General features: G+C 63.7%; 10 protein-coding genes. 5 read left to right on the top strand and 5 right to left on the bottom strand.

Features of this window, described 5'->3' with window-relative positions; translation table 11 throughout:
- Nucleotides 1–20: 20 nt before the first annotated feature.
- The 4 genes from ACT3SZ_RS04895 to ACT3SZ_RS04880 form a co-directional block, all read right to left on the bottom strand.
- Nucleotides 21–1265, bottom strand: coding sequence for a hypothetical protein (locus ACT3SZ_RS04895; RefSeq protein ID WP_444617143.1), 1245 nt, complete (start codon nt 1263–1265; stop codon nt 21–23).
- A gap of 337 nt (nt 1266–1602) precedes the next feature.
- Nucleotides 1603–7011 (bottom strand): DUF3320 domain-containing protein, encoded by a 5409-nt coding sequence (locus ACT3SZ_RS04890; RefSeq protein WP_444617142.1) that lies wholly within the window; start codon nt 7009–7011, stop codon nt 1603–1605.
- Nucleotides 7012–7121: 110 nt separating this feature from the next.
- A complete protein-coding gene (locus ACT3SZ_RS04885) occupies nt 7122–8396 on the bottom strand; it encodes a type II toxin-antitoxin system HipA family toxin (RefSeq protein ID WP_444617140.1) in 1275 nt (424 codons plus the stop codon).
- Complete coding sequence (locus ACT3SZ_RS04880) at nt 8393–8686, bottom strand: helix-turn-helix domain-containing protein (protein ID WP_444617139.1); 294 nt, start codon at nt 8684–8686, stop codon at nt 8393–8395. Before ACT3SZ_RS04880 ends, ACT3SZ_RS04885 begins: the two co-directional genes overlap by 4 nt.
- A gap of 190 nt (nt 8687–8876) precedes the next feature.
- Here ACT3SZ_RS04880 and ACT3SZ_RS04875 point away from each other — a divergent pair, with 190 nt between their 5' ends.
- From ACT3SZ_RS04875 to ACT3SZ_RS04855, 5 genes are all read left to right on the top strand, one after another.
- Nucleotides 8877–10424, top strand: coding sequence for a DUF3375 domain-containing protein (locus ACT3SZ_RS04875; protein WP_444617138.1), 1548 nt, complete (start codon nt 8877–8879; stop codon nt 10422–10424).
- Nucleotides 10421–11062 carry a DUF4194 domain-containing protein gene (locus ACT3SZ_RS04870; RefSeq protein WP_444617137.1) on the top strand — a complete coding sequence of 214 codons (642 nt, stop codon included), beginning with the start codon at nt 10421–10423 and terminating at the stop codon, nt 11060–11062. The genes ACT3SZ_RS04875 and ACT3SZ_RS04870 overlap by 4 nt, the downstream gene beginning before the upstream one ends.
- Nucleotides 11059–14418, top strand: coding sequence for an ATP-binding protein (locus ACT3SZ_RS04865; RefSeq protein WP_444617136.1), 3360 nt, complete (start codon nt 11059–11061; stop codon nt 14416–14418). The genes ACT3SZ_RS04870 and ACT3SZ_RS04865 overlap by 4 nt, the downstream gene beginning before the upstream one ends.
- The gene (locus ACT3SZ_RS04860; RefSeq protein WP_444617134.1) at nt 14408–15634 is read left to right on the top strand and encodes a Wadjet anti-phage system protein JetD domain-containing protein; all 1227 of its coding nucleotides are present in this window, start codon (nt 14408–14410) and stop codon (nt 15632–15634) included. The genes ACT3SZ_RS04865 and ACT3SZ_RS04860 overlap by 11 nt, the downstream gene beginning before the upstream one ends.
- A 412-nt stretch (nt 15635–16046) precedes the next feature.
- A complete protein-coding gene (locus tag ACT3SZ_RS04855; RefSeq protein WP_444617132.1) occupies nt 16047–16430 on the top strand; it encodes a transcriptional regulator in 384 nt (127 codons plus the stop codon).
- Between the two features lie 19 nt (nt 16431–16449).
- Here the strand turns inward: ACT3SZ_RS04855 and ACT3SZ_RS04850 are convergent, their stop codons facing one another.
- Complete coding sequence (locus ACT3SZ_RS04850) at nt 16450–19569, bottom strand: exonuclease domain-containing protein (protein WP_444617130.1); 3120 nt, start codon at nt 19567–19569, stop codon at nt 16450–16452.
- Nucleotides 19570–19595: the final 26 nt, after the last annotated feature.

Here is a 19595-nt window from a genome sequence, read left to right as displayed (position 1 = left end):
TAACGATTCCTCCGGTGCCGTCACACGTCGAGAAGAGCGCCGGATGCTTCCAGCAGGTCCGTGTTCAGCCGATATTTGGGCGCACGGACCGCACTATTGGCTTGTCGAGGCTGCTTCCACTCCTTGAGCGATCCATTTCCTCGCATCGCCGCGAGATGTTCATCGCTCTCGATCCAGACGAATTTCAGATCCTTCGGGACGAATTCCTTCTTGCGACGACGACTGTTGCTCGAGTTCTTCGACTTTCTAATATTCTTTCCCGTCGACGCCTTGAGTTCATTATGCCAGTCCTTGAACGATCCATCAGTGTCGAAGACGGGTTCGCCTTCGAGAACAATGAATCCGACACCGCCGAACGTCTCCACGCAGACGTCGATGGAATACAGATCATTCAAGATGACCCACTTGTCAGATGAGGTACCGACTGAATGGGTCTTCAGATCCCAGATATTCGACGCGCCAAGGTCGAACTCCGTATTACCGATCTTCATGGGACCTTCACTCAGGCCCACCTCAATCGCAGCTGGCACAGAAATGTGCTCAAAATAGAAGCCCTGCCATTCGGACTGAGCCCATTTGGTGGAGCCTTCACGCTTCATCTTCGCGATACATTCCTGACCCAGCCACGGATCCTTGATATCTGCTTCCAGAAGGCGGGCAATCTGGTTGGCTTCGCCAAGCGGGGTACCATCGCTGAAAATCGTTTTGCTCGAGATGGCGTAGGCCTGAGCGAAGAGGAGACGATTCAATCCCTCCAGCGTGATCGAACTTCCCGTGCTCCAGCAGTTCCGGTCCCAGGGCACACCCAGTTGCTGCGCCATCGCCTCGGCATACTTCGGCTTCGATAGCTTGTAATCAACGTCCAGGGACAAGCTGTCTGAAAGGTCGCGCAGACTCTGCTTTCGTTCCTTGGAACCAGGACCAAGGCCCCAGTCGGGACCTCCGGATATCAGCGACATTCGCCGGACCGCTTCTGTTTTGTTTTTTGCGTCACGGAAGGACGTATCCTGGCGGAGACGACCCAGGTCTGTGTATGAAGATCGGCTTTTGAGCAGTTCAGCATCGTGAATCGACGCAAGAATTTCGTTCAGCGTATCCAGGCCAAACTTTCCATCAGCGCTCAGTTCTTGCTGAATTATGGACGGCGAGACTCCGGAGCGATCAGCGATGCCGGAAATGATGTCATCACGCGTTTCCGCAATATCATCGCCCCCCTCGTCGATGACCATGTATGACAGAACTTCTTTCAAGCGTGATGTCGTCATGGTAGTTGACCTATCCGACTCTCCGGGCGGGAGCTGTAGGTATAGGTCAAGCTTCGAATTCGCGATCCTGATGGAATCGGCGGGCACAAAGTCTTTTCGCACCGTCATATTCCTGCGCTTCATTGACACACCTCAGACTTTCTTCTATAAGATACTATTGACGGTCCCGCATCGCAGTCGACACCCTCGCCCATTGTCTTTGCCGTCAAAATACCATATCTGACCCGCGACGTTCAGCGGTTCCCGCGGGATGTTCTCGATCGCCAACAGGCCAATCGGGAGTGTCATCTGCCCGCCCTGCCCGCCTATGACGGAGCGCCTCCGCGTCGTGGGGCGATCAGGCCCGAGACAGCATCGACTCCTTCTCGATCAGCGCTCCGGTTCGAACAAGTTCAATGATCGCATCACCGATCGACCGGCTAACGATGCCGCCAGTGCGGCTCCAGCCGAAGGTTCGTGCCACATTCTGGACAACCTCATCTCGGCTCGCAGCTCCTGCATCACCGATCGTCCCTGCCACTGCCACTGCAACCTCGTCGAGATGGATGTGCTCAGCCTTACGTTGGACACCGTCGGCCGGCATCCGGGCGAAGCTCACAGGGTCACCGTTGACCAAGAAGCCACCGTCCAGGGAAACCTCTGCGATGCGGATTGCCCGCTCGATGTTGGCCTTTATTTTCGCGCCGATTCGTCCGATCGACCACCAGTCGCGCAGGCGTTCGTAAACGACCTCGATGTGAATCGGTCCCTCTTCCCGGACCAGCGCTTCAATAGAGTCAACCATCTGAATGTGGCTACCTTCATCGCCGGGGCCTACCCAAACCGGAAAACCATGGGACTCCGCCATCTTGTAGTCCGTGGTCCAATCCCTCTCCATGGACACTGGGGCAGCCTGCAGCTCGACGGTCGGGAATGTGATCTCCGGTCGCGCGCGCTCGATGGTCTCCGTTCCTTGTGCCACCGCGTGCTCGATGGCCTTCCTGAGCCGGGCCTCTTCGGCTTTCTGGTCGCGGTACCAGGCGGTCCCCCAGATTCGATGGAGGCTCCACCCGAGGTTAACCAGTACATTCTCTCGGAGCCGGTCTCGGTCTCGAGCCGCGGGCGCGGAGTGATACTGGTATCCATCGCACTCAACGCCGAGCACGAACATCCCCTCGTGCTTGGGATGCCTCACACCGATATCGATCCGGTATCCAGCTGCTCCGACCTGGGGTTCTACTATGTAGCCCCACCGCTGGATCGCTTCAATCACAGATTCTTCAAACACCGAATCCGGTTCCAGGCCGGTGGACGAGTATGGTACCGCCAGGGTCTGGGGCCCCTTCACCGCGTAGTCAAGGTAGGCCCGGAAGTACTCGACGTTTTCGTTCTTCGAGGGAGGAATTTCCTCGGCACGCATCGACGCAATGACTTCGATCCTGCTCTTCGCTCTCGTAATTCCGACGTTGAGCCTGCGCCAGCCCTTCTCCTTATTGAGGGCACCGAAGTTCGCCGAAATCTTTCCCGCCTCGTCCGGTCCATACCCGACCGAGAAGATGATCACATCGCGCTCATCTCCCTGGACCTGCTCCAGCGGGCGGATGAAGAAGCCGCCCAGTCGGTCATTCGTATCGAAGTAAGAGTCAAGGTCAGGGCGGTCCCGACGCTTCTCCTCGATCGCCAAGCGCACGGCCTCCGCCTGCGGTGCGGAGAAGGTCACCACTCCCAACGTAGACTCCGGCCTGGTCGAGTAATGGTGGAAGACGCGCTCGGCGACCTTCTCCGCCTCGATACGGTTGTCCCGTCCAGCACCTCGACGATAGGTTCCACCAGCGTGAATGAACTCGACTCCAACGTCCTCCCCATCGGTCTGCGAAGACGGGAATGTGACAAGGCTCCCTTCGTAGAACTTGTAGTTGGAGAAAGCAATGAGGTCCTCATGCCGCGAACGGTAGTGCCACTTCAGGCCAAGATTTTTGAAAGCACCAGCCGACTTAGCCAACTCGAGTATCGAGGGGAAGTCGGAGACGTCGGTGTCAGGATCTTCTTCGTCACTATCGACATTGCGCGCGAAGAAGGACATCGGAGGCAGCTGCTTGTCGTCGCCAGCGAGAATCAGCGAATTCCCCCGGTAGACGCTGTTGATTGCATCTGCTGGAGTAACCTGCGACGCCTCGTCGAAGATCACGACATCGAAATGCAAGTCATGTGGGAGATACTGGGAGACCGCCATCGGCGACATCATAAAGATTGGCTTGATGGAAGGAGTCACCGTCCTTGTCTTGGCCAGGAGGTCCTGCACTGACATGTGCCGGCGTTGCTTCCCACCTTCGCGCCGGATTATTCCGGGCTCACCGATTTCAGTGTTCACCGGACGGCGCGCGTTGGCTGCGGTGATGATATCGGAGACAGCAGCCTCTGATAGCCGGCGATCCACCCCTTGGAACTCAATCACTTGATTGTCGTGGTCGGCGGAGCCGAGCGGCCGTAGTCGTCCGTCCGTGTCCAACACCTCGTCGACCCATCCCCTGAGAAGGGACCGCATCACCGTGTCGCTGACCACACCAGCGTCGAGCTTTCGATCGATGCAGAAATCGATGGCATCCTTGAGACCGAGGAATCCGAGATTCGTACGCGCACGTGAATAGGAGAACCACTCCCTCTGTCCTGAGTTATCTTCCTGGAGTGCGGCGAGGTAGTCCGGTGCTACGTCAAAATCGTCGAGCTCCTCGGCGAGTTCGACGCGTCGTTCTTGGCTGAAAGCACGAAGCACCCTGTCCAAGTCAGTGGTCCAACGGTCGTAGAGCGTATGGACCGCGGTTTCTTCTATGGCGCCACGCAAAGCCGAGTTCTGGGCTTCACTCAGTGCCCCACCGTTTATTCTCCGCAGCCTGACGACCCAATCGATATTGTGGTCTAGTTCTTTCAGATCCGTGGATAATCCGTTCGCAAATTCTCCGATGACCTCTCGATATCCAGCGTTCGATGTCTCGAGTACAGCTTCCGCCATCTCGACAAGTTCCAGCGCAGTGACAACGACCTCGACATCTTGAACGCTAAGATCAGTGGACGTCACGCTGGTTACTGATTCAACCCGTTCTGCGGCATCTCCAAAAGGCCGGACGTGGGCATCCAGCCAGGAGGCTGCCTCGATGACTTTACCGAGCACCAATTCTGAAGGGATGTCGCCGCTGGTATCGGCAAATGTGGCTTCCTTCCATGACCTGATTTCACCGGCAGCGGAATCTGCGAGGCCACGGAAGGTGGAGTCTTTGGCAGGTGATGTCAGATAGTTGGCCATTTTCGTAGACACGATGCCGTCGCTAAGCAGGATTGCTTCGTCTGCGACCCGCAGAGCGGCATCGATCGCTGCGAAGTCGGTATCCCTGCCTTGCCAGTACTCGCCGAGTATCTCCGTCGAGCGTTCGGTGGCCTCAAGGTAAGCCCCATGGGCGCTGCTCCATGTCACCGCCTTGTCCAAGGAAGCAATACCATCCTTGACTTGGGCAGCGTCCACCATGACCCTTGCCAGGGTCCTCTTGTCTGCCCGGTACTGTCCGGAGAGTTTCCGCAGGCCACGGTGTAGGTTGGTGAACCGGTCATTCAGTTCCTCCAGCGGCTCTGCCAGGGCTTCCGCGGTGTAAATCGGGGCCGCGGACGTCTCTGCGTGGACGAGTGCACCCACAGCGGATTTCACCGCGGTGACGTGTTCCCTCACGATCCGAAGGTTCGGCGAGGACAGCCATTGACGCAGCGGCCGTCGCTCCTCATCTGCCAGGTGGATCAGCCTGATGAAGGACTCCACCTGGTCGAAGTTCTCCGCCGTCGGACCATCGAGCTTGCTGGAGATCTCCTGGATCACCTGCGCATTCTCCACGAGCGACGAGGACTGTTCTTCGAACTTCTTAGCCAAGTTCCGCAGGTCCGAGCAGGTACGGGTCTCGAAGGCGATCGGACGTGGCCGAACGTTGATGGGGGGCGGTCCATCTGGGAACGAGCCGGATGCGGGGAAGGCCGACCTGCCTACTCCACTGAGTTCCTCGAGTTCGCCCACTGCGTGGCTGACGGCGGCAATCTCCCGTCCGAGCTGATCGCGCGCTTCTTGGAGCCCGACCAGGCTTTCCTGGGTGATCCACGAGTCAGGGATCTCCGCAGAGTGCGGTTTTTGAATGTGTCGGAGGTAAGAGAGCAGAACCGGGGTGTCGCTGGGTTTGGTCAAGGAGAATGCCCTGGCAAGATCGCCATGGACTCCAAGCGCCTGACGAAGCTGGGTTATGGCTTCCTTTGCCCGAACGAGTTCGGATTTCATCGACTTGTTTTCAATCACGTCCCGCCAGATGTAGGACGTTCCCTGCAGTGCGGGTCGCCACGCAGCCACCACCTGTGACAGGGCCTGCTGCGCATCGTCTAGATCTTTCTCCTTCAGCCCCTTCAGAGAACCCGCCGGGGCAGGTACCCCCTCGTCTCCATTGAGCTGAGCGTGCCGGCCGACGACCTCATGCAGTGACATGTTGAGCGGCGCACGCTTTTCATTCATGGCGCGTGCGTAGTCGTTAAGCCCCACGCGATGCTCGAGGGCCCGTTGACGTGTGGCCTGGGAAATCGGCTCCGGCGGACGGGCGACTTTGTCCAGTGCCGACAGCAGCTCTGTAGCGACGTCCTTGCGCTTGGTCTTGTGGGAATGCAGCTCTAGGACATAGGAACCCAGCCCCGCATCGCTTAGGCGGTTTTTGACCACGTCGAGGGCCGCGATCTTCTCGGAGACGAAGAGGACTGTCTGGCCGGCATGCAGCAGCGTGCCGATCATATTGGTGATCGTCTGGGATTTTCCGGTTCCCGGAGGACCGTCCATGACGAAGGATTTTCCGGCGACTGCGGCCGCAATAGCCGCGCGTTGTGATGAGTCCGCATCCAAGAGCAGGGGCACGTCCTCTGGACTTGCCTGTTCATCGATGTCTGCGGGGTCGATGGCGTCGAAAGCGAAGTCCCGTGTCTGTTTCAGGGGGTCAGAGGTCCCGAGAGCACGGACAATTGGGTGCTCGAGGTTTTCCTCTTCGTGCTCAAGCAGATCCTTGTACATCGCCTCCTTTTCGAAAGTGAAGACTCCCAGGTGGACGATGTCGTCGACCCTCCAAGTCTCGATGACCCCACTCCCGCCAAGTGCGTTCCGCACCTGGGAAAGGACCTCGCTGACGGACGGGTCCTCGATCTCCTCCAACTCCGAGCCGTTTCCACGGATCTGGACACCGAGTCGACTCAGTTGCAGAACGAGGGCGGGATTCAGGACCGTGTCCCCTTCCCCAACTGCGAGTTTCGGAGTCTTCCTCGCTCCAGCAGACGTCAGCTTTACCGGGACGAAAAGCAATGGTGAGGTGAGTTCGGTGCCATCAACGTCCTCCCACACCAGGGCGCCGAAGGCCATGTACACCACGTCAACACCACGATTGAGGTATTCGTCGTTCGCCTTGCGCATGAGATTGCGCAAGGTTGCCCCGACTTGGGTCTCGGTGCCGACAGCACGAATTGAGTCGCCCTCGGTCACCCGAGGTTCATCAACATCTCCCGCTCCCTCAACTTGGAAGGACTTTCCCGAACGCATCCGTGCGAGCAGTTCGTCCGAGCCTCCTGGGCCACCCGCGTCGATTCTCAGGGAAGATGACTTCGGAGCCTTGAACTGCATCATGGGGCTTCCTTTTGTCAGCCCCACCAGGCCGTCACGCCAGGTGCTCAGCGCCGCACTGACCTCGTCCCTCTGTCCCACCGTCATGTTTCATCCCGTCGGTTCTCTATCCAATGATGCTGTCATCGGTATTGTTCCAGATCGGAACGAATTCATTATTATCAAGGTCTTGACTGCCCCCTGTAAGAACCTTGATTTTAGCCTCCAGCCAGCCTCGTCACCCAGCCTTCGGTTGCTTCGATCATGCCCGCGATGACCGGACTCGCATACTGCGCAATGTTCGGTACCTCGGCAGCCGCGCGCATACTCTCCACGACCACGTCCGACTGGCGGTCGATCTCGTCCGCCATCCACCCCGCGGGAACATGCAGCCGCGCAGCCTCCGCAATCCATCTCCCTCTACTGACCAGGGAGGCGCGAAAAATCCCGTCCACGCTCATGGAGAGGTCACTGGACGAGCCCGGCATATAGGCAAGGTGGGAGTTGATGTCGTACAGCGGGGCGAGCCGGACGCTCCCCTCTCGCAGGATGATCGAGTAGTTGCGGGCATGTGCGTCCGTGCCGCAGACGAGCCAATTGAAGATGAGTGCCTGAGCAAAACGACGATTGTCGACCTGAGGATCGTTACTGACCGATGAGATCAGGTCTGCCACCTGCCGAGCCCCTGGTCCGAGCTGGGACTCGTACTTGCGGAACGGTGGCGTTCCGGTGGCTTGGCACATGTCCTCCTGGTGCACACGGCTCCAGTTTCCGTCCTCATTCCGGAATCGGTCGTAGCGTTCAACAACAAGGCAACGCAGCCCGTCGAACTCGGAAACCTCGGCCGCCGCGGTCCGCAGGCCGAGCCGCTGTGCCGTCCCCAGGGTTACTGCCTCGACAAGGTCCTGGTCCTGCATGCCGGGTATCGCAGGTTTTAGGATGTGCGTGGACGGTGTCGCCCCATGGGGATTGGACCATCGACCATGGTCCCGGTGGAGTGCGATCTTCGCTTGAGCTCCGGCGAGAGAAAACTTCCCGTCGGGACCGAGCTCCGCTGTGACCGGCAGGTCTGCCATCGCTCGCCTTGCCATGTCCGCGATTCCTGCTTCGTCCAAGGACTCCAGCTCCCCGGTGCGGGCGAGCACCTCGTCCAGCCGTTTCGGACGGATGAACTGCGCGGCGCCGGCGACATCCTCACCAACGTGGCGCAAGAGGCCAAACGTGCTGGTGTCGCCCTCCATCCCGAACCGCCTACGCCACTGGCGCAGGGCCTCCGGACGGTCTGGCAGCAGACCATCGAGCCACGGCCCCAGCAGAGCTTCTCTGTAGCGCCCGCGCGGGCCTGGCATGGTCACCGACAACGGAGTGAACGACGGATCCCCTTCCGAGGTATACCGCAATCTCATCTTCTTCGAACCGGTCCGTTGTATGTCGCCAATGACCTGTCCGTTGGTAACCACGATCAATGTGTCGTCCGAGGATGCACTGTTCATGGTTTCGCCGGCCCGTCGACGATGAGGTTGATGTCGATGAAGTCATGGCCTGAGCGGGGTGCCGCCCGCGGTTCGGGGTCCATAACAACGGTCACCTCGAGTGCACTGAGCACCCGGTAGACCATGTCCAAGGGGGCTGTCCACTTGTCCCCCAGCTCGAAAGCGTTCAACCACTGCCGTCCCACACTCGCCTTCTCGGCGAGAGTGGACTGGGTGATCTTTTTTTCCAGGCGGACTTCCCGGAGCTCAGGGCCGAGGTCATCGGGGCGATGGACGTTGACTGTCGTCATGCAGCGACAATAGCATATGTCGTCGAACGGCGACACAATGAGTTGTCGCCAATCAGCGACTTTTACTGGTGTCGTCGTACGGCGACAGGACCACCGGATGCAGACCTTCCCTCCCCGAAGCCCCACCCAACCCCCACACCCGGCGCGACTCCCCCACACCCACCCCGCTCCCCGTGAGACAATGTGCCCCATGAGCATCGAAGCCCGGGCCCTGTCGGTGTCCCGCCTGCAGGAGGCGTCGCCGGCGGTCGCATTGTTGCGCAGTCCCCTGGCCCCGGTGGTGTTGGCGATGGTCACGGAGTACTTCCCGCAGGGCACCCGTCAGCGTCCGGCCTCGGAGTTGTACGAGTTACTCGCGGTGGATCTGCGCACGTTGTCTTCGCGCTACCCGGACAGGTTCTCTCTTCCCCGTTCCGCGCAGCAGTACTGTGCGGACTGGGTGAAGGCGGGGTGGTTGATCCGGCGTCCGGGCACGAGTGCCACGGGTGAGACGTTGGAGCCGTCGGAGGAGACCTTGGCGGCGTTGGACGCGACCACGCGGTGGGAGCAGCCGCGCTCTGCGGTGACGGCCACGCGGGTGGAGTCTCTGACGGAGTCCTTGCGGGGTCTGGCCCGTGACATTGACCCGGATATCGCCACACGGTTGTCGTCCTTGCAGGCGCAGCGTGATGAGCTGGACCAGCGGATCGAGAAGGTGGAGCACGGGGACTACGAGGTCCTGGGTGCGGCGGCGGTCGCCGAGCGGGTGTCGGACATCCTGGACCAGGCGTCGGCGATCCCCTCGGACTTCGCGCGTGTATCGCGTGACCTGGAGGACTTGAACCGGTCGTTGCGTCGTCAATTGCTGGATCCGGAGGGCTCGCGTGGGGACGTGCTGGACGAGATTTTCGACGGTGTGGACCTCATCGGCGAATCCGATGCGGGGCGCAGTTTCAACGGTTTCTACCAGGTGCTTCTGGACCAGGAGCGTGCGGCGTGGATCGACCGGTGGATCGGCGAGGTGCTGTCGCGTCCGCAGGGGGCGCAGTTGCCGCAGGACACTCGGGTGCGCTTGCGCGGGTTATTCCGGTCGATGGAGGATTCCGGCGCGGAGGTGAACCAGGTGATGACGGGGTTGGCCCGCTCATTGCGCAATTACGTGACCTCGGAGGAGTTCGCCGAGGACCGGCGGATGGTGGAGTTGCTGCGCGAGGCGCGGACGGCGGCGTCGGACGCGGTGAGCGGCGGCGGCGAGGACGTGCGTGCCTACCGGCGCATGGAGACTCCCCTGGTGCGTATCGGCATGTCGGTGTCCTCGGTCAGCGCCCTGTCCTTGCGCAACCCGGGTGCCGAGCGGGTGGAGAGCGCGCCGTCGGTGGTGGCGGAGGCACAGATGGACACCGCCGAGCTCTTGGCTGCGGTGCGTACCAGCGAGATCGACCTCGAGGAGCTGGAGGCCAATGTGCGCGCGGCGCTCGCGCTTGCAGCCCAGACAAACGCGCAGGACGCTGCCAGCGCCGTCTCCATCGCGACGGTGCTGCGGCACCGTCCGGCGAGTCAGGGGTTGGCGTCGGTGGTGGGGCTGCTGCACCTGGCGATCCGGCACGGTTCGCCGACGGACCAGAGCGAGCAGGTCACCTGGACAGAGACGACAGAACAGGCAGACGGAACCGACGTCCCCCGCAGTGCCACGATCCCCCGCTGGATCTTCACACCTGAAACACCCGAAACACCTGAAACACCCAAGGAGCAAGCATGACCGACGAGAACCCGGACGCCCTGTGGCCCCGCGACACCGGCACCTTGTCGGTGACCTCCCGGCGCGCGTTGGTGCAGCTGCTCAAGGGGCCGTTGATCACCTCGGCGAAGCATCCGGCGATCTGGGCGGCGATACTGTCTGACGAGACGGCGTTGCGATCCCGGTTGTCAGACGTCTTCCTGGACCTGGTGCTTGACGAGAACGCCGGCATCGCCTTCACCCGCATGGTGCAACCTGGCGGTGAGGAGACCACCCTAGAGATCCCGCAGGTGCTGCGAACCGAACCCTTGACGCACATCGACACCCTGGTGCTATTGCACCTGCGCTCCCAGGTGGCCCATGCGTTGCTCGGCGAGCGGCTGATCGTGGATGCCGAGGAGCTCTTCGCCGAGATCCTGGTGTACCGCGGGGTGACGGACACCGACGAGGCGGCATTCCGGAAACGCTTCTCCGCCTCTATGACGCGTCTGGGCAAGTTCAACCTCATCAGCGCCACGGAGACCCCGGGGCGCTACGAGGTCTCACCCGCCCTGAAGCACATCCTGGACCCGGACACGGTGCAGGCGATCACCGCGGAGTACCGCCGCTTCACGAGCACCGACAGCGCCGACACAACCACAGGAGACGAGCAGTCATGATCCACCCGGAGCAGTTCCGTCTCTCCCGTGTGCAGTTGGTCAACTGGGGCACGGTGGATGGCTACCTCGACATCGACGTGCCGCGTCAGGGGTTCCTGGTCACCGGCGCGTCCGGCTCGGGCAAGTCCACGATCATCGACGCGGTATCGGCAGTGCTCGTACCCCCGGAACGCCTGAACTTCAATGCCGCAGGACAGGCAGGACGCTCCGGCGCCGGTGCGGGGCGCTCCCTGGTGTCCTATATCCGGGGCGCGTGGCGCCGCGGTGAGGACCCGGAGTCCGGTGGGATTACCTCCACCTTCCTGCGTCCCGGGGCGACGTGGTCGGCGGTGGCGCTGACTTACGAGAGCGCCGAGGAGACGATCACGCTCACCGCGTTCTACTACCTCAAGGCCGGGGACACCTCGCGGGCGTCGGTGCGTCGGCTCTACGGCATGCATTTGCAGGATGTGGACCTGGATCCGGAGGTGCTGCACCCGTTGATGTCGACGGGCATCAACATCCGACAGGTGAAGTCCACGTGGCCGTCACCAGCGCGGTTCACCGAGACCCACCGGGTATTCGCCGACCGTTTCCGCCCGCGCCTGGGCATCACCTCCCCGGAGGCGTTGCTGTTGCTGCACCGGACGCAGTCGGCGAAGCAGTTGGACAACCTGGACCTGCTGTTCCGCGAGTACATGCTCACCGAGCCGGATACTTTCGCCCTGGCCGATGATGCGGTCGCCCAGTTCACGGAGTTGCGCACGGCTTATGAGCGGGTGCAGGACGTCAAGGCGCGCATCGCGGTGCTCGACTCGCTCCCCAGCCTCGTCGAGCGCCGGGATGCCGCGCAGACGCAGGCCGCCCGGGCGCAGGCGATGCTGGAGGCCTTGCCGCTGGTGCGTGACCGGTTGAACCAGGAGTCCCTGGTCGATCGGGTCCGCGAGCTGGACGCCGAACTGGCGTCCGCCCGAGACGTCCTATCGCGGGCACAGGAGGACGAGTCGCGCGCGGAGACGGACCTACGTTCGGCGGACGCCGCCCTGCAGGGTGCCGGCGGAGGACAATTGCGGGTGCTGGAGCTGGAACTGGACGCGGCACGCCAGAGTCTGGCCACCGTGCAGGATCGCGCGAACTCCCTGGCCACCGCGGTGCGCGCCCTCGGTGGTGAGGCACCGTCGGACGCGGAGTCCTTCACCGTGCTCACCGGTCAGGCTCTGGAGGTACTGGAGTCCTATGACGCCGAGCGCGAGCGCGCCGAGACCAGGCGCAATGAGGCGGTGACCCGCGCGTCCCAGGTGGCGTCCGACCTGAATGCGGTGCGCGAGGAACTGGCCTCGCTGGCGAAGAGCACCTCGAATATCGCCCACCGCCACATCCGGGTGCGCGAGGACCTCTGTGCGGCATTGGGCCTGCGTACCCGTGAACTGCCCTTCGCCGGCGAGCTGATCGACGTGCGCGATGAGCACAAGGACTGGGAGCCGGTGGCCCAGCGTCTGCTCGGCGGCTTCGCCACCACGCTGCTGGTGCCGCAGGAGAGGGTGGACGAGGTGTCGGCGTGGGTGCACGCCCACCACACCGGGGTGCGTCTGGTGTATCGCTCGGTACCGCAGCAGGTGGGTGTGCCGCAGCGCGCCGGGCATCCGGATGCTTTGAGTCTGAAGTTGTCGGTGGTGGACTCGCCGTTCCGCAACTGGGTGCTCGGCCAGTTGCGTGGCCGTCACGAGTACCGCTGCGTGGACTCCCCCGTCGGGTTCGCCGAGTTGGGCGATCAGCGTGGGGTGACCCGCAGTGGCCTGGTACACGGGCGGGCGGACCGGGACGGTTCGGTGCTCTTCGAGAAGGACGACCGCCACCGCCTCGACGACCGCTCGCGCTGGAGCCTGGGCTCCACCAACCACGACAAACAGGAACTCCTGGCCACCCGCAGGACGCACCTCTCGGCTCAGGTCGACGCCGCCGAGCGCGAACGCCGCGATGGTGAAGCCGCGCTGCGCGTCCTGGAGGACTCCCGCACCGCCGCCCATCAGGTGCGGTCCACCAGTTGGCATGCGGTCGACACCTCTCGGGCCGCGGAGTTGGTGAGTACCGCGCAGGACGCTGTGACGGCGTGGTCGGACTCCCCTGAGCGCACCGCGCTCACCGCCGCACGGCAGGACGCTGCGAGCCGCCACGGCGCGGCGCAGCAGGCGCGCAGCAGCGCCGACCAGCGCGTCGGCGTGTTGGATGACCGGCGGACGCTGGCCGCCGGGGAACTCGCCCGGCTCGAAGCGTCCTACGCGAAAAGCGGGGAGGACGGCGAAGACGGGTTCGATGCGGAGATCCTGGCCGCGGTGGACGCCGAGTACGCCCGGCGGACCCGGCGGGTGACGGTGGAGACGGTGATGTCGCTGACCCAGCAGATCAGCGATGCGCTGCACCGCGACGACACCACTGCGCGCGAGGAGACGAACCTGGCGAACCGTCGGATTCAGGCAGTGCTGTCGACATATTTGGAGCGTTGGCCGGAGGAGCGCTCGGATCTGGGCAGTGATCCGTCGTTCGCCGGGGAGGCGGTGGCGAGGTTGTCGGCGTTGCGCAGCGACCGGCTGGCGGAGTTCACCGACCGGTTTTTGGCGCTGATGAACGGGACGTCGGTGACGAATCTGTCGCAGCTTTCGCGCTCGCTGCGTCGGGCGCGCGAGGAGATCACGCAGCGTATCGGGGCGGTGAATGAGTCGCTGGCGCGCTCCCCGTTCGCCGCGGGACGGTGGCTGCGCATCGACGTGCGCGACAATCGTGGTGGCGAGGTGACCGACTTCCAGCGTGACCTGCAGGCCGCCGTGGAGAATCGTCTGGGTTCGGCGGATTCCCCGGAGGAGGCCGAGGAGCGCTATCGGCGCATGTCGGTGCTGCTGGACCGGTTGGGTTCGCAGGAGACCGCGGACAGGCGGTGGCGCTCCACGGTGCTGGACACCAGGCGGCACGTGCGTTTCATCGGCGTGGAGACCGATGCCGAGGGGGCGACGGTGAATGCTTATGTGGATTCGGCGTCTCTGTCCGGCGGGCAGGCGCAGAAACTGGTCTTCTTCTGCCTGGCCGCGGCGTTGCGCTTCCAGCTGGCCGACGTGGACGAGGAGTTCCCCCGGTTCGCCACGGTGATCCTGGACGAGGCCTTCGACCGGGCGGACCCGGAGTTCACGCGCACGGCGATGGACGTCTTCACCAGTTTCGGCTTCCACATGGTGCTGGCCACCCCGTTGAAGTTGATCCAGACGTTGTCCGGCTACGTCGGCGGCGTGGTCGTCGTGGGCTACACCGAGCGGGCGGACGCCGCCGGGCGCGTGCGCGCGGCGACGAGCGTGGCACCGGTGGAGATGGGGACTGATGAGGGCTAAAGCACCGCTATCGCCGCAGGACGCCGTGGCGTCGCTGCGCGCCACCGTGCAGCGCCGGTGGAAAGTGTGGCTGGTGGCGGCGGAGGGGCAGGACGCGCAGGACGGTGTGGACCTCCCGCTGCACCCGCCGGCGGGCGCGGCCGTGGCTGCCGATGAGGCGGCGGCGATGGCGTGGGTGCGCTCCTGGCAGCAGTGGGAGAAGGCGCATCCGGAGGCAACCGTGGTGTGGGGCCGGCGTGCGTGGAATGCCGCGGGCCTGGGACGTCAGGACGTCCCGGAGCGCCTACAGGTCACCGGGGTGGACGCCCTGGTGGCCCTGTCCGGTCAGCGCGCCCGCTGGCGTGGGCTGTGCCGGAGCTTCACCCTGTTGGTTGGCGAGAATCCCGAGGAGGATGTGCGCCGTGGGGCTGCGGCGGTGCTCACGCGTTGGAGTGAGCTGGACGAGGCGGACCTGGCTCGGGTGCGCCGGGTGGTGGACTGGTTGCTGGCGAATCCGGGGTCCGGCTTGAGCGCGAGGGCGCTGCCGGTGGAGGGGGTGCACGGCAAGTGGTTGGAGAGCCACCGGGCACTGGTGTGCCGGCTCGTCGCGGCGCATCGTGGGGACCCGACGGGTGCGTCCGTGTCTTCGCTGCAGGACCTGGGTCTGGTGGGACGCCCCATGCAGGTGCGGTTCCGGGCGCCGGGTGGGGTGCTCGGGCTGGCTGGGGTGGCGGGTGCGCCGGACGTGACGCTGACGTGGGACGGGGCGGCCGCGCTGTTCGGTGGCGAGACGGTGCGTGCTGCGGATCAGGTGTCGGGTGTGCTGATGGTGGAGAACCTGGAGACCTTCCTTGCCCTGCCGGTTCAGCCCGGGCGGGTGCTGGTCTGGGGTGCGGGGTACGCCGCGAGGCAGGCGGCGCAGTTGCCGTGGCTGGCGGACCTGCCCGTCTGGTACTGGGGTGACCTGGATGCCGATGGTTTCGCAATCCTGTCGGCGGTGCGCTCCCACCTACCGCAGGTGCGCTCGGTACTGATGGACACAGAGGCAGTGCGGCGCTGGCAGCACCTGGGTACCGCTGACACCCACCCGGACCGCAAGAACCTGGAAGCGTTGACCGCGGCCGAGGAATCCGCCCGTGACCTGCTGGCCACCCTGGACTCCTTGCGCATCGAGCAGGAGCGCATCCTGCTCTCTGAGGCGGTGGAGGCGCTGACGACGGCGGGGTTTTACGAGTGAGTTCGACCGTCCGTTCCAGTTCCTACTGGAGGGGGCGGTCGGCTTTCATGTATGCGCTAGCCAGGGCGGGTGCTTGAGAGGCAAACGACAAAAAGTGTGTCTACTGCGGGACGTGTCCCGGCCCCTGGCACCTCTGGTAGCCCTAGCGCCTCTGCTGCCCGGCGCAATCTCTGCATTTCGGCCCGATCGCTGGCAGTGATCGGGCCGAAATGCAGAGATTGCGCCGGTGGTGGGGACGAGCTGCTTCGGGCCGGTCGGAGTCAGCGAACCGGCCTTCGACGTTTCAAGTGTTGTCTATACGACTTGCCTAGAGCGGTCAATCTATATGGACTATCCTGATGGCACGGCACCGGCACGCCGAGATCAACGAGCTCGGCGCCCGGGGCATTCGCCACCAGTTAGGAATGGGCCAATGACCACTCACTTCACTGCCTACGCCACCCGCTCGCAGGGTTGGTGGGCGATCTCGGTCCCCGAGGTCGACGGACTTTTCACCCAGACCCGCAGGCTAGACCAAGTTCCCGACATGGTCCGCGACGCGCTGGACCTCTTCCCCGAACTTGGCGTTGATCCTTTCGATACGGAGATCTCCGTTGCCCCGACCGGGGATCTGAGACACGTCGCCGACGAAGTTCGGGAACTGCGCGTCAAAGCTGAAAACGCACAATGCAGGGCAACTGAGGCCATGCGAAGCGGCGCGAAGTCGCTCAAACGCGAGGGCCTGTCGTACCGGGACATCGGCACAATCCTCGGCGTCAGCCATCAACGCGCCCAGCAACTGGCTTCCACGGTATAGCCCGGGCATTGTCCCGCCGCTACATCCACAGTCGCTCTAGCAGCTCCACCGCCTCATGGTCGGAGCGATGACGGAACCGGGCGAGGATCTTGCGCCGGGGCGCATTTGCCTTCAACCCCAGTGCCACGGCGACTGCGGAGGTGTTCTCTGCCTCATCGGTGGATGCCTCGGCGCCAACGTGCTGGGCGAGCCAGGCCATGCCCGCACCGATCCCAAGCGTGGCGGGTAGGGCTGGCGCGACAGAAAAGTACTCGCCGTCGTGCAGATCGATCCATACTCGATCCCCCGCACTTCGGTTCTGCTCCTCCAGGATCTCCCGAACGGAGCTGACGTAACTTGTACCGGTATTTCCCCACAACACCCGGTGCCTACCGCGATCACTGGGAAACTCTCGCGGTTCGTTCCAGGTCAGACCAAGACCAGAAGTCATTCCGTTCGGGATGTTGATACCCACCCCTCGCAGGTGATCGTTGCTCACGGTAACGAGGAAGCACCAGCGGCCTGCGCGAACATATAGACCATTGGAGTCCTCCGGCTCCGCGGTGTTGACCATCGGCTCGGTACGGCGACGGACGATGCCGTCAGACAATTCGAACTCGCCTGTGGAGGCGTAGGTGCGCACCGACTGGGCGGACACCCCGAACTTGCGGGGCAGCTCCTCCAGAAGATCGTCGATGGGAACGCTGGCTTCCGGGGACTCCGGAGACTCCGGGGATTCCATCGACTCAGCGGCGTCCAGTCGCCGCCCGATGAGGTCGGCGATGCCGGTGTACTCCTCCAGTCCCCACCTCGTGAGCGCCCATCGGTCGATGCTCACCCGTGAGATGGCGTCGCTGGCACCGAGTCGATTGCGGAAGGATCGCTCGGACTTGGTCTCGTTGGCCGCGGAGTAGATCTCCATGGCAGCCATCGGTTCGCCCACCACGGACAGCACGGCCGCGGCCCTCGCCGGGATCGAGCCAGCACGGGTGAAGACGTGCTCCCCCGCGATATGGAAGCCGCAAGTGCGCAGCCATTCCCGCAGCACCTTCTCGTCGTCCAGGCTGGAGCGCTCCAGGATGTCCGCCACCCGGGCCACGCCTTCCTCGTTCGCCATCGGGGTCACCAAGTTGCCGGTGCGTTGGGCGGCAGTCGGAAGGTCCGGGAAACACACCCACCCGTCGTCGACTCTGAAGTCGTCGTCGAAGGCATCGAGGATCTGCCATAGCGGTGCCTCCCAGCCTCGTTGGGTCACGGCGAGTTCGGGGAAGATGTCGGTGACTGCCTCGAGGGTATTCACCGGGTGCGCGTGGACACGGATGCCGGCGAGAAGATCCGCGACCGGACCACTGGTGACCATGGGCCGCAGGCGGGTCATGAGCTTCTTCTCGAGCTGCCGGACGCGTTCGCGTGTCACCCCAATCTCAGCACCCAGTTCGTCGAGGGTCGCGCCGTCCAGCGCCACGAAGCGGTTGCGCAGGATCAATTGTTCGCGCTCGTCGCACGCACCCCAGGCACGTGCGAGGACGTCCTGGACGGTGCCTCTGCGCATCGTCGTTGCGATGTTCAACGCGCCGTCTTCGTCGCCGGCGCGTGCCAGGAGGTCCTCGACGTAGGACGGCAGTTCACCGTCGACCGCGGAGATGCCGGCATGCTCCACCGCGGCGCGCAGGCTGCCGTGGGTGCGGGCGAGGTAGCTCAGCAGTCCGGTGGCGACGTCGACCGCCTCCCCCAGGATCTCACTGAAGGCCTGGTCGTCCTCGTCGTAGAACTGCCCGGACAGCCCCACCTCTGCGTCATCATCGTCGAAGGTCTCTGGAGCATCCGGTTCATCGTCTTCGTGGTGCTCATGGTGCGAGGCCTCCAGCACGGTGCGCGGATTGATCTCCCCGCTGCCGGAGTTCTCCAGTTCCCCGAGCAGGCGGGCGAACCCGGACTCGGAGACCACCGGTATGCCGAGGTCACGCGCTTTGGCTGCCTTGCGGCTGAAGGAGTCCGGGTCGGCGGCGACGACCAGCGCCGAGGCCTTCTTCACCCCTCCCACGTCCAGGCCGGCCTCGGTGGCGCGCGCTTCCCACACCTCGCGGGGAATCTCGGTGGCACCGGTGAAGGTCACTCGGTCGCCAGGCGCCAGGCGCAGTCCCAGACGGGCCTGCGCTCCTCTACCCGCGTCCACTGCATCCACCGTGCCTGCGGCGTCCGGCGATTCCAGGAACCGGGAAACCTCTTCCTCCGAGACTCCGAGTGCGCGTGCCGCGGCCAGCAGATCGTCGCGTTCCTCCTCGGTGACGGTGCCGTCGGCCCAGGCGAGCACAGCGAGCTGGCGGATGAACCCAGTGTGCAGGTCCACCGCAATCTCGCGGCTGATCCCCAGGTCTGCAGCACAGTCGGTGAGTTGCTGGACCTCGTGGGCGGACAGCACCCGGTCGAGCATCGCCGTGGACAGCAGGTCGAGGTACTCGTCTACGTTCGCGTCGCCGGCCAGCGGAATGCCGGAGGAAAGCTGGTTCAGCCACACCCCGTCTTGCACGCCGGACGCTGCGCCGGTGCGTGGGCACAGCGCGACTACGGCACCGCTGCTGAGTTCGGCGACGGGCAACTCCACGGTCCGAACGCCACCGAGGAAGCGCTCCACGGTGCTGCGGTGGGTCCCCAGGTAGTGCTGGAGCAGCTCGGCGGTGGCTTCGGCATCCCCGAGAGCGGCGTGGGCGTGGGCGTTGCTGATGCCTGCTGCGGCCAACGCGGTGGACAGGCTACGACCGGAGGCCGGCAGCACCGCACCGGTGAGCTTCTGGGTGCATAGATACGCCTCGGCGAACGGCACAGCGGTGATGCCGAGACGGGCGAACTCCGCGCCGAGCAGCCGGGTGTCGAAGGGTGCGTTGTGCGCGACGAAGATGCGCCCGCTCAGCTGTTCGGCGAGATCGCCGGCGATGTCGGCGAAGCTCGGGGCACCGATGAGGTCGGCGCCGGAAATGCCGTGGATCCTGGTGTTCGGGATGTCGCGTTGGGGGTTGATCAGCGTGGACCAACGGCCAGTGACGGTACCGTCCGCGTCCGCGTGGACCACCGCAACCTCAAGAACGCGATCACGGTTGCTGAAACCGGTGGTCTCGACATCGACCACGGCGAAGGGGCTGAGCTGAGTCTGTGAAGTCATCAAGGGGAAAGTATATCCTGCACCCC

Source organism: Corynebacterium sp. AOP40-9SA-29, assembly GCF_052377405.1.
Taxonomy (GTDB): Bacteria; Actinomycetota; Actinomycetes; order Mycobacteriales; family Mycobacteriaceae; genus Corynebacterium.
This window is presented reverse-complemented; position numbering and strand designations above follow the sequence as displayed.

Excerpts from the sequence above, each read along its gene's own strand:
- ACT3SZ_RS04890 (WP_444617142.1), bottom strand. The coding sequence starts at position 7,011 with ATGACGGTGGGACAGAGGGACGAGGTCAGTGCGGCGCTGAGCACCTGG.
- ACT3SZ_RS04850 (WP_444617130.1), bottom strand. The coding sequence starts at position 19,569 with ATGACTTCACAGACTCAGCTCAGCCCCTTCGCCGTGGTCGATGTCGAG.
- ACT3SZ_RS04875 (WP_444617138.1), top strand. The coding sequence starts at position 8,877 with ATGAGCATCGAAGCCCGGGCCCTGTCGGTGTCCCGCCTGCAGGAGGCG.
- ACT3SZ_RS04865 (WP_444617136.1), top strand. The coding sequence starts at position 11,059 with ATGATCCACCCGGAGCAGTTCCGTCTCTCCCGTGTGCAGTTGGTCAAC.
- ACT3SZ_RS04885 (WP_444617140.1), bottom strand. The coding sequence starts at position 8,396 with ATGAACAGTGCATCCTCGGACGACACATTGATCGTGGTTACCAACGGA.
- ACT3SZ_RS04895 (WP_444617143.1), bottom strand. The coding sequence starts at position 1,265 with ATGACGACATCACGCTTGAAAGAAGTTCTGTCATACATGGTCATCGAC.
- ACT3SZ_RS04855 (WP_444617132.1), top strand. The coding sequence starts at position 16,047 with ATGACCACTCACTTCACTGCCTACGCCACCCGCTCGCAGGGTTGGTGG.
- ACT3SZ_RS04880 (WP_444617139.1), bottom strand. The coding sequence starts at position 8,686 with ATGACGACAGTCAACGTCCATCGCCCCGATGACCTCGGCCCTGAGCTC.
- ACT3SZ_RS04860 (WP_444617134.1), top strand. The coding sequence starts at position 14,408 with ATGAGGGCTAAAGCACCGCTATCGCCGCAGGACGCCGTGGCGTCGCTG.
- ACT3SZ_RS04870 (WP_444617137.1), top strand. The coding sequence starts at position 10,421 with ATGACCGACGAGAACCCGGACGCCCTGTGGCCCCGCGACACCGGCACC.